The organism is Allobosea eneae (assembly GCF_042657265.1).
GTDB classification, from domain to species: Bacteria; Pseudomonadota; Alphaproteobacteria; order Rhizobiales; family Beijerinckiaceae; genus Allobosea; species Allobosea eneae.
This window is the reverse complement of sequence record NZ_JBHSLW010000005.1, coordinates 104706-118755: the sequence shown is the minus strand read 5'-3', so window position 1 is coordinate 118755 and position 14050 is coordinate 104706. Positions and strand designations below refer to the sequence as shown.

Genomic DNA, 14050 nt, shown 5'->3' with positions numbered 1-14050 from the left:
TTTTCTCCACGCGAACCGGTGCCCACTTCGCTCAAAAATGCTCTGGTGAGGGGAAGTCTGTGATTGATGCCAGGACCGCACTGATCGTCGTCGACCTCCAGAACGATTTCTGTCCCGGTGGCAGCCTGGCGGTCTCGGGCGGCGACGAGATCGTCTCGCTCGTCAATGCGCTCGGCAAGCGGTTCGGCACGGTCGTGCTGACGCAGGACTGGCACCCGGAAGGGCATTCCTCCTTCGCGTCAAGCCATCCGGGCAAGGCACCCTTCGAGACGATCGCCATGCCCTATGGGGCGCAGGTGCTCTGGCCGGAGCATTGTGTCCGGGGCAGCGCGGGCGCGGCCTTTCACCCCGCTCTCGACCTTTCCATGGCGCAGGCGGTCATCCGCAAGGGCTGCCGCGGCGAGGTCGACAGCTATTCCGGCTTCGTCGAGGCCGACCGCACCACGCCGACAGGCCTCGCCGGCTATCTCAAGGAGCGCGGCGTCGCTCGTGTCGTGGTCGTCGGCCTAGCCACCGACTTCTGCGTGAACTGGACGGCGCAGGACGCGGCCCGACACGGCTTCGAGACAGTCGTCATCGAGGAGGCTTGCCGCGCCATCGATCTCGACGGTTCGCTCGATCGCGCTTGGGTGGAGATGACGGCGCGCGGGGTGAGGCGAATGCAGCTCGCCGATCTGCATTGAGTTGGGTCGCGTGACCGGGGCTGCCCTGCGGCGCTGCTTGTCACTCTTCTGAACCGGCCAGCATGTCCATGAGCCAGTTGCGAAACAGGCGAGCCTTGCGCGGCAGTTCGGTCCCGGACGGATAGTTCAGAAAATAATCCGCTCCGATATGGACGCTGACCGGGAAGGGCTGCACCAGCCGCCCCTGCACGAGGTCGTCGCGGACAAGCTCGGCGAAGAACAGCGCGACGCCATGTCCGTCGCAGGCGACGCGGCGCAAGGCGTGCGAGTCGCTGAGCCGCAGTCCCTCGGCCAGCACTGCGTCCGGCCTGCCGGCAGCGCCAGCCCAGGCACGCCAGTGCCCGAACTCGAACTCGTGGAAGAGCGGCAGGCGCAACAATTCAGCGGGATCGCCGATCGGCCCGACCTCCTGCAAGAGGGCGGGAGCGAGCACGGCGGTGAGCGAGCCGTCGAGCACCTTCTCGGCGCGCACGCCCGGCCAGGCGCCGCTGCCCCAGTTGATGCCGATATCGATGCCTTCGCGGCGATGGTCTGCCGGGTGATAGGAATAGTGCAGCCGCAGGTCGATCTCGGGATGGCGCCTGACGAAGGACATCAGACGCGGCGTGAGCCAGGCAGCCGAGAAGTAGGGCGCAACGCTGACATTCAGGATTTCACGCGCGCCGCTGCCCGTGACCTGCTCGACCGATTGCGCGATCGTCTCGAAGGCGGCGTAGACGCCGGCGAACAGGATTTCGCCCGCGTCGGTCAGGCGATTGCCGGTTGCCTCGCGATGGAGCAGCCGCACCGACAAAGCCTCTTCCAGCACCTTGATCTGCCGGCTGACCGCCGCCTGCGTGACCCCGAGTTCATCTGCCGCCTTGGTGAAGCTCAAGGTTCGCGCCAGGGCCTCGAAGGCCCTCAGCGCGGTCAGCGACGTCATTCGCTTCCGGCGCATCTGCATAATCTCAAGTTATAGCCTCTGCAAAAAACTCATTTTTGAGCAGCGTAGCATGGCGCCAAACATAACTTGAATGTGAGCGGCCGCAAACGCTTACCCAAGCCGCGCGCTGAGACAATCGAGGAAGACATGACCTTTACCGCATCCACCACCACGAGACGCAGCGCTGCCGAGATCGAGAAAGGCGCCTTGCTGGTGCTGCATCTCAGCGAGGCTGCTGTGGTTCGCCTGCTCGACCCGGCGCAACTGCTCGATGGCCTTGCCGATGGCTTCGCCGCTTTGGCTCGCGGAGAGGTCCAAACGCCCGACCGGCCGGAACTCACAGTGCCCGAGAAGGGATTTTCTCTGGCCATGCCGGCCTGGAGGGAAGGCGCGAATCTCACAGTGAAGATCGTCAACGTCTTCGAAGCCAATCTCGACATCGATCTGCCGAACCACCTCGCAGTGGTCATGCTGTTCGATCCGCAGACCGGTGCGCCGGTCTGCATCATGGATGGGACCCACATCACCGCGATTCGAACCGCGGCATCGGCCGTCCTGTTCGTTCGCGCGCTGTCGCGATCGGACGCCCGCATCGCGACCTTGATCGGCGCCGGCGTGCAGGGCCGCGAGCATCTGCGCCTGCTACCGCTGGTGCGGGATTTCGACGAGATCCGGATTGCGTCTCTGCACTACGAGGACGCCGAAAGGCTGGCGATGAACTGGCCCGGGGCGCGGGCTGTCCGGGATGTCGAGGCGGCGGTGCGCGGGTCGGACGTCGTCTGCCTCGCAAGCCACGCCTACGAGCCGGTGATCGCCAGCGACTGGGTCCGGCCCGGCACTCATGTCTCCTCGGTCGGCTATGCGCCGCCACGCGGAGAGTTGCCGATCGCGTTGCTCGGCCGGGCAAGACTCTTCGTCGAAACGGAGCAGGCCTTCAAGGCGCCTCCGGTCGGCTGTGCCGAACTCGGCGACGTCGATCCTGCGCGGGCGACGATGCTGGGCGAGCTGTTCTGCGGGACGCGGCCGGGCCGGGAGAACGCCGAAGAGATCACGCTCTACAAGGCGATGGGCATCGCCATGCAGGACCTCGTCGCAGCCGACATCGTCTATCGGCGCGCCCGCGCCGAGGGCATCGCCCAGTACATCACGCTCTGATCGTCGCAATCCATCGGGCCGGCCAGGCGCGCCGTCCGGCGCCGCTGACGCTCGCGTCCGTCAACCAGCCGGCATGGCCGGAATCACGGAGGCAGTTCCATGCACAGGATCATAGGGCCGATCATGCTGTCCTGGCTTTCAGCCGTCGTTTCGGTGCCGGCATTCGCTCAGGTGCGAATAGCGTTGGCGGGGCCGATGACCGGCGCCAACGCGAGCTTCGGCGATCAGTTGCGGGCCGGCGCCGAAGCGGCGGTCGCCCAGATCAATGCCAAGGGCGGCGTGCGTGGCGAGAAGCTCGAGCTCGTCGTCGCCGACGACGCCTGCGACCCGCGGCAGGCGGTCTCGGTCGCGAACAAGCTGGTCGGCGACGGGGTTCGCTTCATCGCGGGGCATTTCTGCTCGGGCTCGACCCTGCCGGCGAGCGAGGTCTATGCCGAAGCCGGTGCGGTGGTCGTCACGGTCTCGACCAATCCGAAGATCACCGAGCGCGGCATGAAGGCGCTGTTTCGCATTGGCGGGCGTGACGATCAGCAGGGGCCGACAGCAGCCGAGTTCATCGTCAGGAGATTTGCCGGCCGCCGCATTGCGATCGTTCACGACAAGAGTTCGTTCGGGGCTGGACTCGCGAGCGAGGTCCGCAATCGGCTCGTCGCCGAAAACCAGCTGATAGCGCTCGATACAGGGATCAACGCCGGCGAGAAGGATCACAGCGCCCTGATCTCGCGACTGAAGGCAGCGCGTGCCGAGGTGCTGTTCTTCGGCGGCTATCATACCGAGGCCGGGTTGATCATGCGCCAGGCTGCGGACCAGGCACTGCGGCTCGACCTGGTCGGCGGCGACCCGCTCGCCTCGAACGAGTTCGTCGCGGTAGCCGGCGACGCAGCCAACGGCGTGCATTTCACCTTCGCGCCGGATCCACGCAAGAACCCTGCTTCGAGCGAGGCCGTGCAGGCGATGCGCGCCCGGAAGGTCGAGCCGGAAGGCTGGGCGCTCTACGCCTATGCCACCATTCAGGTCTTCGCCGAGGCGATGGCGAAGGCGAATTCCACGACGCCGCGCGCGGTCGCGCAGGCCGTTACCGGCTCGCGCTTCGACACGGCGGTCGGCGAGGTTCGCTTCGATGCCAAGGGCGACAATCTGCAGCCCGGCTTGGTCGTCTATCGCTGGCAGGGCGGCAAGTCCGATTATGCCGATGGCATGACGAAGTGATCCGACGGACGATCGCTGCGGCGGTTCAGGCCGCGGCGATCACCTCGATCTCGACCAGCCAGTCCTCGCGCAAAGTTTGCGCGACGATCGCGGTGGTAGGGATGGCGCGGCCGCCGAGGGCGGCGAGGCGGGCGTTCTGATTGGCCTCGACGAAGCTGGCATCGCGCAGATAGCTGGTCAGGCGCACGATGTTGTCGACGCTCATGCCCGCCGAAGCGAGGATCGCGCGCAGATTGCTCCAGATCAGCGCGAGCTGCTCGTCCAGTGTCGTGCCGGGCTTCCCGGTTTCATCCAGCCCCATCGTGCCGCTGACGAAGAGCAGACGCTGCGGTGCGGCGACCTCCATTGCATGGGCATAGTCGGAGGTCGCGGGATAGATGCCGCGGCTTGGATTGTGGGCGATCATCTGCATGGTTCCATCCTGCTGCCTTCCTGAAAATTATGTCCCTGCAGAGACTTATCTCCGAACTCTGTTCTGGAAGAAGCGGAAAAGCGACAGCCGGGTGAAATACAGATGGCGTTCCGTGACCGCCGGCGCCGTGGCCGGAAGGTGCGGTCCTCGGCGGAACGACATCTGGCTTTCACAACCAGCGCGCCAGTGCCGCTTCGCGGTCCGGTCCTGCAGTCCGTCCTTCGCCCAGAGCCAGGCCGACCAGCTCGCTACCGCCTATCAGGCCGCCCACAACCAGCTCGGCATCCTCAGCCACTGCGCCGAGAAGGGCCATGTCGGCGCCGATGTCGCCGAGATCCAGCGCAAGGTACTCGCCCTTATCCCGCCCCGGCCGACAAGAGCGCTGGCGATACGGCCGAGGCCGTCGGCAAGAAGGGCACGATCGCGATGATGGGCTGACCCAGGATCTCGATACCATGGCCAAGGCGCAGGGCAGCGCGGCCGCGACCTATTGCAAGCAGATTGGCGATGTCGTCCTGAAGGCCGCAGCCTCGCTGCCGAAGTGAAATCAGTGAAGGCGGCTCCTGCCAGCATTTGGCAGGGTAGGCCTTGACCTCAATCTTGGTTGAGGCCGTATCGATCCGGCTCCTGCATCTGCACCGAAGGAGCCGGGGCATGTCCCACAAGCCGATCGTCAACATCAGCGTCATCACGCCGAAGCCTGAATGCTTCGCGGAGTTCATGGCGTTGCAGCTCGCCCAGCACCATGCCCTGCGCGGCAAGGTCGAGGGGCTGATCGGCGGGCGGCTGTTCCGTTCGCGCGAGGACCGCGACGTCGTGCTGGTGACGCTGTTCGAGAGCGAGGAGGCGGCGCTGCGCTTTGCCCGCGACGAGCGCTTCACCAGCCATCTGGCGCGTGTGCGCCCGCTGCTGGATAAGGCGGTGCCGGGTGCCTATGAGGTCGCCTACGAGGTCGGTTCGCTCTGACGAGCCGACCTCGAGCCTTGCATTCCCGCGCCATCGCGTGTATGGCGCGCCTCATTCCACATGGGAAGCATCACCTCGACACCGAGGCGTTCCGGTGACTGGCCAGTTCATGGCCGGCTCATTCGCTCCCCAGAGGCTCAACCGGAAGGACAAGAATACCATGGCTCTGCCAGATTTCTCCATGCGTCAGCTGCTCGAGGCCGGCGCCCACTTCGGCCACCAGGCTCACCGCTGGAACCCGAAGATGTCGCCGTTCATCTATGGGACGCGCAACAACATCCACATCCTCGACCTGTCGCAGTCGGTGCCGATGCTCTCGCGCGCCCTGCAGGCGGTCAGCGACACCGTCGCCCGCGGCGGCCGCGTCCTCTTCGTCGGCACCAAGCGCCAGGCGCAGGACGCCATTGCCGACGCCGCCAAGCGCTCGGCCCAGTACTATGTCAACTCCCGCTGGCTCGGCGGCATGCTGACCAACTGGAAGACCATCTCGGCTTCGATCCAGCGCCTGCGCAAGGTCGACGAGCTGCTCTCCGGCGGCGGCACCGGCCTGACCAAGAAGGAGCGCCTGATGCTGGCGCGCGAGCGCGACAAGCTCGAGAAGGCGCTCGGCGGCATCAAGGACATGGGCGGCACGCCCGACATGATCTTCGTGATCGACACCAACAAGGAGCAGCTGGCGATCAAGGAGGCTCAGCGCCTCGGCATCCCGGTCGCCGCCATCGTCGACTCGAACTCGGATCCGGACGGCATCACCTTCCCGGTCCCGGCCAATGACGACGCCGGCCGTGCCATCCAGCTCTATTGCGACCTGATCGCCCGCTCGGCCATCGACGGCATCTCGCGCGCCTCGGGCGACAGCGGCATCGATCTCGGCGCCGCCGAGACCCCCGTCGTCGAGACCGCGCTCGCCGAGCCGGCCGCTGCCGAAGGCCAGTCCTTCGAGCTGCTGACCGCGCCGCGCGGCGCGCCGGACGACTTCATGCAGCTCACCGGCATGGGCCCGGAGATCGTGCAGAAGCTCAACGACGGCGGCATCTTCCACTTCTGGCAGCTCGCTGCCATGAGCCCGGCCGATGTCACCAAGGTCGATCACGACCTGAAGCTCGCCGGCCGCATCGAGAGCCAGGGCTGGGTTGCCCAGGCCCGTGATCTCGCCGACGCCTGATCTTTCGACTTGCGGCGCGTCATCGGCGCGTCGCACTTCGACACCTGATTAAGCCCAAGCAGCGCCGACGCCGGAAACGGGCCGTCGGCGTTTGCCAATGGGAACGGATCTCGAATTGCGGCACGCCACCGGGCGGCGCCGCCAGATAGCAAGGACGACGCAAATGGCTGCGATCACCGCCGGTATGGTGAAGGAACTCCGCGACAAGACCGGCGCGGGCATGATGGACTGCAAGGCTGCGCTCTCGGCCACCGACGGCAACATGGAAGCCGCCATCGACTGGCTGCGCGCCAAGGGCCTGTCCAAGGCCGCCAAGAAGGCCGGCCGCGTTGCGGCCGAGGGCCTCGTCGCCGTCGCCGTGCGCGGCCATAGCGGCGTCGTGGTCGAGGTCAACTCCGAGACCGACTTCGTCGCCCGCAACCTCGAATTCCAGGCGCTGGCCCGCACCATCGCCGATGTCGCGCTCGAGCGTGGCGGCGACGTCGAGGCGCTGGCCGCCCATCACTATCCGGGCGGCGGCACCGTCGCCGACGCCATCGCGAACGCCATCGCCACGATCGGCGAGAACATGACCCTGCGCCGCGTCGCGCAGGTCTCGGTCTCCTCGGGCGTGATCGGCTCCTATGTCCATGGCGCGATCGCCGACGGGCTGGGCAAGATCGGCGTCATCGTTGGCCTGGAGACCAGCGGCAAGGGGGACGAGCTCGCCGGCCTCGGCCGTCAGCTCGCCATGCATATCGCCGCGACCAACCCGGTCGCGCTCGATCTCGCTTCGGTCGACCCGGCGGTGCTGGAGCGCGAAAAGGCGATCCTGGCCGAGAAGAATGCCGGCAAGCCCGAGCATGTGCTGGCCAAGATCGTCGAGAGCGGCCTGAAGAGCTACGCCAAGGAATACTGCCTGCTCGATCAGGCCTATATCCATGACGGCTCGAAGTCGGTCGCCCAGGTGCTGAAGGAGGCCGAAGGCAAGGTCGGCGGCCCGCTCAAGATCACCGGCTTTGCCCGCTTCGCGCTCGGCGAGGGCATCGAGAAGGAAGAGACCGACTTCGCCGCCGAGGTCGCGGCGGCCGGCGGCACCACGGGCTGACAAGCCCGTTGATAGGAGACAGAAAGGCCGCGCCTCGCGCGGCCTTTTTTGTAAGTAGAGAATATCGGCCTGCCGATTCGGTTGGGCTGGACGATGTGGCGCAAGCAGTGGAGAGCCCCCGATGAGACCTAAACGCGTTCTCGTGAAGCTCTCCGGCGAAGCCCTTGCAGGACCTGCAGGAAATGGCCTCGACGGCGCGACGCTGACGGCCCTGGCCGCGGACATCGCCCACGCCTCGCGCGAGGGCGTCGAGATCGGCATCGTCGTCGGTGGCGGCAATTTCTTCCGCGGCGTGCAGGGGCTGACCAAAGGGCTCGACCGCACCAGCGCCGACTCGATCGGCATGCTCGGAACGGTGATGAACGCGCTGGCGCTCGAACATGCGATCGAGAGCGCCGGAGCCCCGGCGCGCGCCATGTCGGCGGTGCCGATGCCCTCGCTCTGCGAGAGCTATGCCCGCAAGCGCGCGCTCGACCACCTCAGCAACGGCAAGGTCGTGATCCTCGGCGGCGGCACCGGCAATCCCTATTTCACCACGGACACGGGCGCTGCCCTGCGTGCGGCCGAGCTCGACTGCAGCCATTTGCTCAAGGCGACGCAGGTCGACGGCGTCTACTCGGCCGATCCGAAGAAGGATCCGAGCGCGACCCGCTACGATACGCTGACCCATGAGGATGCGATCAAGCGCGACCTCAAGGTGATGGACACCGCCGCCTTCGCGCTGGCGCGCGATTCGGGCCTGACGATCGTCGTCTTCTCGATCGCCGAGCCGGGCATGCTCGCCGCCGTGCTGCGCGGCGAGGGCAGGGCCACCTACGTCACGCCCTGAACTGATCGGCGCTTCTCTCAGCCCTCATCCTGAGGAGGCCCGATGGGCCGTCTCGAAGGATGATCCAGCTGGTTCCGGAGCCTCCTGAAGCATCCTTCGAGACGCCGCTGCGCGGCTCCCCAGGATGAGGGCTGGTTGTTCCGCGGCTCCAAGAGCCGTGGTCAGAAGTTCGGCCAGTTGCCCGGCGTCATGATCTCAAGCAGATGGCCGTCCGGATCGCGGAAGTAGATGCTTGTCCCGCCGCGGTTCCAGCGCATGCGGCCTTCGATTTCTATGTCGTGCTGCCCGAGCCGCTCCTCCCAAGAGGCCAGCTCGCCGGCGTCGATCGCAAAGCAGATGTGCAGCGGGCCGTTGCCGTCATGCGGCGGGATGCTGCCACGCTCCGAGACTTGCGTCTCCACCGAAGCGCCACGCAGGAACAGCAGCAGGACGTTCTGACCGCCGATATCGTAGGCGTAGAGCGTCCTGGTCCTGAGCATCGAGGAGAGGCCGAGCTGGTCCTCGTAGAACGCCGCGGCGCGATCGAGGTCGTCGACATAGAGCGCGGTTTCGACGATGCGGTTCAGCCGAGGCATGTGCTTGCTCTTCGAGGGCGATGACCTCAGCTCAAGATAGTGTCGATCGGCTCCCGATCGAGACTGGCACCGATTCCGCGCCGCCACTCTGGACAAGCTGCGAAGCGGCGCAGCTCCGGAATCCATCGAAGGGCGTTGCATTCTACGATGGATTCCGGGACTGCGCTTCGCTTGCCCGGAATGACGTCGCGTAGAGTTCGACTTGACGCGTTTCCCCTTGCCGGATCGCTGGGGAAATGCTGTTGACGCATAAATCCTTGACCCTACGGCGGCTGCTCGCCATGGTCGCGCCCATTTCCGGCGTTGCGTTTGCCGGGTTTCGACAAGGTTTTGAAGACGATGGCCCAGACCACTTTCGATCTCGCCGATCTCAATCGCCGCATGGACGGCGGCGTTCAGAAGTTCAAGAGCGACCTGGCTTCGCTTCGCACCGGCCGCGCCTCGGCAAATGTGCTCGATCCGATCACGGTCGAGGCCTATGGCGCCCGCACGCCTTTGAGCCAGCTCGCCACGGTCAGCGTACCCGAGCCGCGCCTGCTATCGGTCCAGGTCTGGGATCGCAGCATGGTCCAGGCGGTGGAGAAGGCGATCCGCGAATCCGATCTCGGCCTCAATCCTCAGACCGAGGGCCAGGTGCTGCGCATTCGCATCCCGGAGCTCAACGAGCAGCGCCGCAAGGAGATGGTCAAGGTCGCGCACAAATATGCCGAGGACGCCAAGGTGGCCGTCCGGCATGTGCGCCGCGACGGCATGGACCTGATCAAGAAGCTCGAAAAGGACGGGCATATGCCTAAGGACGACGTCACCAAGCAGACCGACCTCGTCCAGAAGGCGACCGACAAGCATATCGGCGAGATCGACCAGGCCCTCGCCGCCAAGGAAAAGGAAATCCTGCACGTCTGAAGTGCGTGGCGCGGCGCCGTCCTGTATCATCGACGCATGGGCGGCTGCCCGGAAGAGACAACCTAAATGTCAGACAGCCCGCGCCCGGTAGTTCCTGCCCATGTCGCCATCATCATGGACGGTAACGGCCGCTGGGCGCAGATGCGGGGCCTGCCGCGCCAGGAGGGACATCGGCGCGGGCTTGAAGCGCTGCGGCGGACGGTCCGCAACGCGGCTGATCTCGGCATCCGCGTCCTGACTCTCTACTCGTTCTCGACCGAGAATTGGCGGCGGCCGATGACCGAGGTCTCGTTCCTGATGGGGCTGCTGCGCCGCTTCGTCGAGAACGACCTCGCCGAACTAAACGAAGCTGGCGTGCGGGTGCGTATCATCGGCAGCCGCGAGGACCTCGCGCCCGACCTTCGCGCCCTCGTCGAGCGCGCCGAGGCGATGACGCAGGGCAATATGGGCCTCACCCTGGTGGTCGCGTTCAATTACGGCTCCCGCGACGAGATCACCCGCGTGGCGCGGCGCCTTGCGGTGGAGGTCGCAGCCGGCCGACTTCAACCCGAGGCCATAGACGAGGCCATGCTGTCCTCGCATCTCGACACCGGCGCTCTGCCCGATCCGGATCTGGTGATCCGCACTTCGGGCGAGACCCGCATCTCGAATTTCCTGCTCTGGCAGGCGGCCTATGCCGAGTTCGTCTTCACGCCGGTGCTCTGGCCCGATTTCGATCGCAAGGCGCTGGATGATGCGCTGGCGGAGTATCAGCGCCGCGAGCGTCGCTATGGCGGTGTCGGTCAGCCGGCCGAAGCCAAGATGGGGGTCGCGTGAATGGCGGTAGCGCCGGCGCGGGCGCATCAGAGCTTCGGCTGCGGGTCATCTCGGCGCTGGTGCTCGCAGTCGTTATTCTTGGCGTCACCCTGTATGGCGGCTGGCCCTTCCGCCTGATCTGGACCGCTGTCGCCGGCGTCGTCGCCTATGAATGGCTTGCCATGGTCAGCCGCAGGCATGCCGTCGCGGGTGGGATCGGTGTCGGCCTCACCGGGCTCATGCTCGGCTTCCTGCCGTTGAGCGGCCCCGCGCTCGCAGGGGTTGCTGCGCTCGCAGCGCTCGCCGGCGCGGTCGTCACGACCCAGGCGAGCAATCAGCGGCTGCTGGAAGTCTGCGGCGTCGCCTATGCTCTCTGCTTCGCGTTGGTTACACCGGCGCTGCGTGATGCGCCCGGAATCGGGCTTGCCCTGATCATCTGGACCTTCGCCGTGGTCTGGCTCACCGATATCGCGGCCTATTTCACCGGCAGGGCCCTGGGCGGGCCGAAGTTGATGCCGAGCGTCAGCCCGAAAAAGACTTGGTCCGGCGCGCTCGGCGGCGCCTTGGCAGGAACTCTGTGCGGCACCGCCGTCTGGGCCTGGTTCTTTCCCGGGCTGCCATCGGGCCTCTGGCCTGTGCTTGCCGTTTCGCTAGCGGCCTCCGTCGCGAGCCAGGCGGGCGATCTCTTCGAATCCTCAATCAAGCGGCGCTTCGGCGCCAAGGATTCGAGTCATTTGATACCCGGCCATGGCGGCTTCCTCGACCGGCTCGACGGTTATTGGGCCGTGCTGGTCTTCGCCGGCCTGCTGCTTTATCTGGCGCGGTTGGGACACTGATCGCCAGATGCGCCGCACCGTCACCATATTGGGAGCCACGGGCTCCATCGGCCGCTCGACGCGCGCCGTCATCGCCGAGAACCCGGAACGGCTCGCGGTCGGCGCTGTCGTCGCCGGGCGCGACGCGGCTGGCCTCGCTCAGATCGCTCGCGAGACCGGCGCAAATTTCGCGGCGATCGCCGATGAAGGGCAGGGTGGGGCGCTCGCCGCTGCGCTCGCCGGTAGTGGCATCCGCCATGGCGCCGGCCGCGGGGCGATGCTCGAAGCGGTCGCGCGCGACAGCGATATCGTGGTCAGCGCAATCTCCGGCGCGGCGGGACTGGAGGCGACCTTCGCTGCCCTGATGCCGGGGCGCACCGTCGCGCTCGCCAACAAGGAGAGCCTGGTCTGCGCCGGCGCCGCCGTGATGGCGCGGGCGCATGCCGTTGGCGCCCGCATCCTGCCACTCGATTCCGAGCACAACGCCCTGTTCCAGGTGCTGGGAGCCGAACCGATCTCGGCGGTCCGGACGATGACGCTGACTGCCTCGGGCGGGCCGTTTCGGACCTGGCCGGCGGAGAAGATCGCCGCCGCCACGCCGGAACAGGCACTCGCCCATCCGAATTATGCGATGGGCGCCAAGATCACGATCGACTCGGCCAGCATGATGAACAAGGGGCTGGAGCTGATCGAAGCCTTCTTCCTGTTCGGGCTCGGCGCCGACCAGCTCGACGTGCTGGTCCATCCACAGCAGATCGTGCATGGCCTGGTCACCTTCCGCGACGGCTCGGTGAGCGCCGGCATGGCGGTGCCGGACATGCGCGTGGCGGCCGCCCATTGCCTCGGCGTCGATGGTCGGCTCGACGCGCCGCAAAGCCGCTTCCTCGATCTGGTCGCCACCGGACCGCTCGCCTTCGAGCGGCCGGACCTCGTCCGTTTCCCGGCATTGCGCCTCGCCATGGCGGCCCTTGCAGGAGGCGGAATCGCGCCGGTCGTACTCAACGCCGCCAACGAGATCGCGGTCGCGGCTTTTCTTGATCGGCGCATCGCCTTCCCCGCGATTCCCGCTTTGGTCGAGACCGTCTGCGAGCAGATGGCGGGCGCCTCGTCCTCGCCACCTTCCGACGTCACAGAAGCGCTCGCCGTTGACCAAGATGCGAGAAACCGGACCCGCCTGCTCTTGTCCGGAGGCCGCTTCACTGTCACCTAGTGACTGAAGCCTGGAGAGTTTTATGGATATCGTCGGATCGGTCTGGCATGCGGCGAGCTTCGTGCTGGGTTATCTGCTGCCGTTCCTGTTCGTCCTGACCCTTGTCGTGTTCGTGCACGAACTCGGCCATTTCCTGGTCGGGCGCTGGTGCGGCGTCGACGTGAAGACCTTCTCGATCGGTTTTGGGCGCGAACTTTTCGGCTTCAACGACAGGCACGGCACGCGCTGGCGCTTCGCGCTGATACCGCTCGGCGGCTACGTCAAGTTCTCCGGCGACGCCGATGCCACGAGCTCGACCACGTCCGACACGCTCGTCGGCATGAGCCGCGAGGAGCGCGAGCGCTCCTTCCCGGCGCAGTCGGTCGCGGAGCGGGCGGCGATCGTCGCCGCGGGGCCGATCGCCAATTTCCTGCTCGCCATTCTGATCTTCGGCGGGACGGCCTATTTCATGGGCAAGCCGACGCTGACCCCGCGCGTCGACAGCGTCACGGTCGGTGGCGCGGCAGCGCGGGCCGGGCTGCAATCGGGCGATCTGGTTCGCCAGGTCGATGGACGCGAAATCAAGAGCTTCAGCGACCTGCAACGGGCGATTTCCGTCCGCCCGGGCGAGACGTTCCCCGTCACGGTCGACCGAGGGGGAACGTCCGTCGTCCTCTCGGTGACGCCCGATCTGGTCGAGACATCCTCGCCGGTCGGCAAGCAGCGATTGGGGATCATCGGCGTCCAGGCATCGGGGAAGCCCGAGGACTGGACGACCCAGCATTTCAACCTCGGCCAGTCGGTGCTGCTCGGCATGAGCGAGACCTGGTTCGTGGTCGAGCGCACCTATGATTATATCGCGAAGCTGATCCGGGGGAAGGAATCGACCGACCAGCTGTCGGGGCCGATCCGAATCGCCCAGGTTTCGGGGATCGTCGCCTCCAGCGGCGGGCTGCTGGGCCTCATCAATCTCGCGGCGATCCTGTCGGTGTCTATCGGGCTGATGAACCTGTTCCCGGTACCGATGCTGGATGGCGGCCACCTGCTGTTCTATGCGATCGAGGCGCTGCGTGGAAAACCGCTGAGCGAACGGGCGCAGGAGATTGGCTTCCGGGTGGGGCTGGGGCTGGTCCTGATGCTGATGCTGTTCGTGACCTGGAACGACCTCGTCCATGTCCGCTCGCTGCTCTGATTCCAGGGTCACCCGTCCGGCAAACTAGCTTGCACCGGGCTGACGACGTCCATCCTCAAGACCGTCTGGCGACAGGGGATTGTGGCTTTTTCTGGCCGATTTTAGCGTGCCGGGCGCCCTTTCAGGCTGGTGCGCGTGGCCTCTCCGCAACGA

Annotated in this window: 15 protein-coding genes; 12 read left to right on the top strand and 3 right to left on the bottom strand. The window is 66.3% G+C overall.

Going from position 1 to position 14050, the window contains the following annotated elements:
* Nucleotides 1-59: 59 nt before the first annotated feature.
* Nucleotides 60-683: a bifunctional nicotinamidase/pyrazinamidase gene (gene pncA / locus ACFPOB_RS01965; RefSeq protein ID WP_377795492.1), complete on the top strand. Its 624-nt coding sequence runs from the start codon at nucleotides 60-62 to the stop codon at nucleotides 681-683.
* A gap of 40 nt (nucleotides 684-723) precedes the next feature.
* Here pncA and ACFPOB_RS01960 read toward each other — a convergent pair whose 3' ends face one another.
* The gene (locus tag ACFPOB_RS01960; protein WP_377795491.1) at nucleotides 724-1605 is read right to left on the bottom strand and encodes a LysR substrate-binding domain-containing protein; all 882 of its coding nucleotides are present in this window, start codon (nucleotides 1603-1605) and stop codon (nucleotides 724-726) included.
* 147 nt (nucleotides 1606-1752) lie between these two features.
* Here ACFPOB_RS01960 and ACFPOB_RS01955 point away from each other — a divergent pair, with 147 nt between their 5' ends.
* Both ACFPOB_RS01955 and ACFPOB_RS01950 read left to right on the top strand, forming a co-directional pair.
* Nucleotides 1753-2760 carry an ornithine cyclodeaminase family protein gene (locus ACFPOB_RS01955; RefSeq protein WP_377795489.1) on the top strand — a complete coding sequence of 336 codons (1008 nt, stop codon included), beginning with the start codon at nucleotides 1753-1755 and terminating at the stop codon, nucleotides 2758-2760.
* Between the two features lie 99 nt (nucleotides 2761-2859).
* Nucleotides 2860-3969 carry a branched-chain amino acid ABC transporter substrate-binding protein gene (locus ACFPOB_RS01950; RefSeq protein WP_377795487.1) on the top strand — a complete coding sequence of 370 codons (1110 nt, stop codon included), beginning with the start codon at nucleotides 2860-2862 and terminating at the stop codon, nucleotides 3967-3969.
* 25 nt (nucleotides 3970-3994) lie between these two features.
* Here the strand turns inward: ACFPOB_RS01950 and ACFPOB_RS01945 are convergent, their stop codons facing one another.
* Nucleotides 3995-4381 carry a RidA family protein gene (locus ACFPOB_RS01945; protein ID WP_377795485.1) on the bottom strand — a complete coding sequence of 129 codons (387 nt, stop codon included), beginning with the start codon at nucleotides 4379-4381 and terminating at the stop codon, nucleotides 3995-3997.
* A gap of 654 nt (nucleotides 4382-5035) precedes the next feature.
* Here ACFPOB_RS01945 and ACFPOB_RS01940 point away from each other — a divergent pair.
* The 4 genes from ACFPOB_RS01940 (at nucleotide 5036) to pyrH (ending at nucleotide 8428) form a co-directional block, all read left to right on the top strand.
* The gene (locus ACFPOB_RS01940) at nucleotides 5036-5347 is read left to right on the top strand and encodes an antibiotic biosynthesis monooxygenase family protein (RefSeq protein ID WP_377795483.1); all 312 of its coding nucleotides are present in this window, start codon (nucleotides 5036-5038) and stop codon (nucleotides 5345-5347) included.
* A 160-nt stretch (nucleotides 5348-5507) separates the two neighbouring features.
* Entirely contained in the window at nucleotides 5508-6512 is a 1005-nt protein-coding gene (locus tag ACFPOB_RS01935; protein WP_377795482.1) for a 30S ribosomal protein S2, read from the top strand.
* Nucleotides 6513-6675: 163 nt separating this feature from the next.
* Nucleotides 6676-7599, top strand: a complete 924-nt coding sequence (tsf, locus tag ACFPOB_RS01930; RefSeq protein ID WP_377795480.1) for a translation elongation factor Ts — start codon at nucleotides 6676-6678, stop codon at nucleotides 7597-7599.
* Between the two features lie 121 nt (nucleotides 7600-7720).
* Complete coding sequence (pyrH, locus tag ACFPOB_RS01925; RefSeq protein WP_377795478.1) at nucleotides 7721-8428, top strand: UMP kinase; 708 nt, start codon at nucleotides 7721-7723, stop codon at nucleotides 8426-8428.
* A 161-nt stretch (nucleotides 8429-8589) separates the two neighbouring features.
* Here the strand turns inward: pyrH and ACFPOB_RS01920 are convergent, their stop codons facing one another.
* Complete coding sequence (locus ACFPOB_RS01920) at nucleotides 8590-9003, bottom strand: VOC family protein (RefSeq protein WP_377795476.1); 414 nt, start codon at nucleotides 9001-9003, stop codon at nucleotides 8590-8592.
* 339 nt (nucleotides 9004-9342) lie between these two features.
* On the opposite strand from ACFPOB_RS01920, the gene frr reads away from it, so the two are divergent.
* From frr to rseP, 5 genes are all read left to right on the top strand, one after another.
* Nucleotides 9343-9906, top strand: a complete 564-nt coding sequence (gene frr, locus ACFPOB_RS01915) for a ribosome recycling factor (RefSeq protein ID WP_092154115.1) — start codon at nucleotides 9343-9345, stop codon at nucleotides 9904-9906.
* A 66-nt stretch (nucleotides 9907-9972) separates the two neighbouring features.
* Nucleotides 9973-10722, top strand: a complete 750-nt coding sequence (locus tag ACFPOB_RS01910; RefSeq protein ID WP_377795474.1) for an isoprenyl transferase — start codon at nucleotides 9973-9975, stop codon at nucleotides 10720-10722.
* Nucleotides 10719-11537, top strand: coding sequence for a phosphatidate cytidylyltransferase (locus tag ACFPOB_RS01905; protein ID WP_377795472.1), 819 nt, complete (start codon nucleotides 10719-10721; stop codon nucleotides 11535-11537). The genes ACFPOB_RS01910 and ACFPOB_RS01905 overlap by 4 nt, the downstream gene beginning before the upstream one ends.
* A gap of 7 nt (nucleotides 11538-11544) precedes the next feature.
* Nucleotides 11545-12726 carry a 1-deoxy-D-xylulose-5-phosphate reductoisomerase gene (dxr, locus tag ACFPOB_RS01900; RefSeq protein ID WP_377795471.1) on the top strand — a complete coding sequence of 394 codons (1182 nt, stop codon included), beginning with the start codon at nucleotides 11545-11547 and terminating at the stop codon, nucleotides 12724-12726.
* 22 nt (nucleotides 12727-12748) lie between these two features.
* Nucleotides 12749-13897: an RIP metalloprotease RseP gene (gene rseP, locus ACFPOB_RS01895; protein WP_377795469.1), complete on the top strand. Its 1149-nt coding sequence runs from the start codon at nucleotides 12749-12751 to the stop codon at nucleotides 13895-13897.
* The last annotated feature ends 153 nt before the right edge of the window (nucleotides 13898-14050 follow it).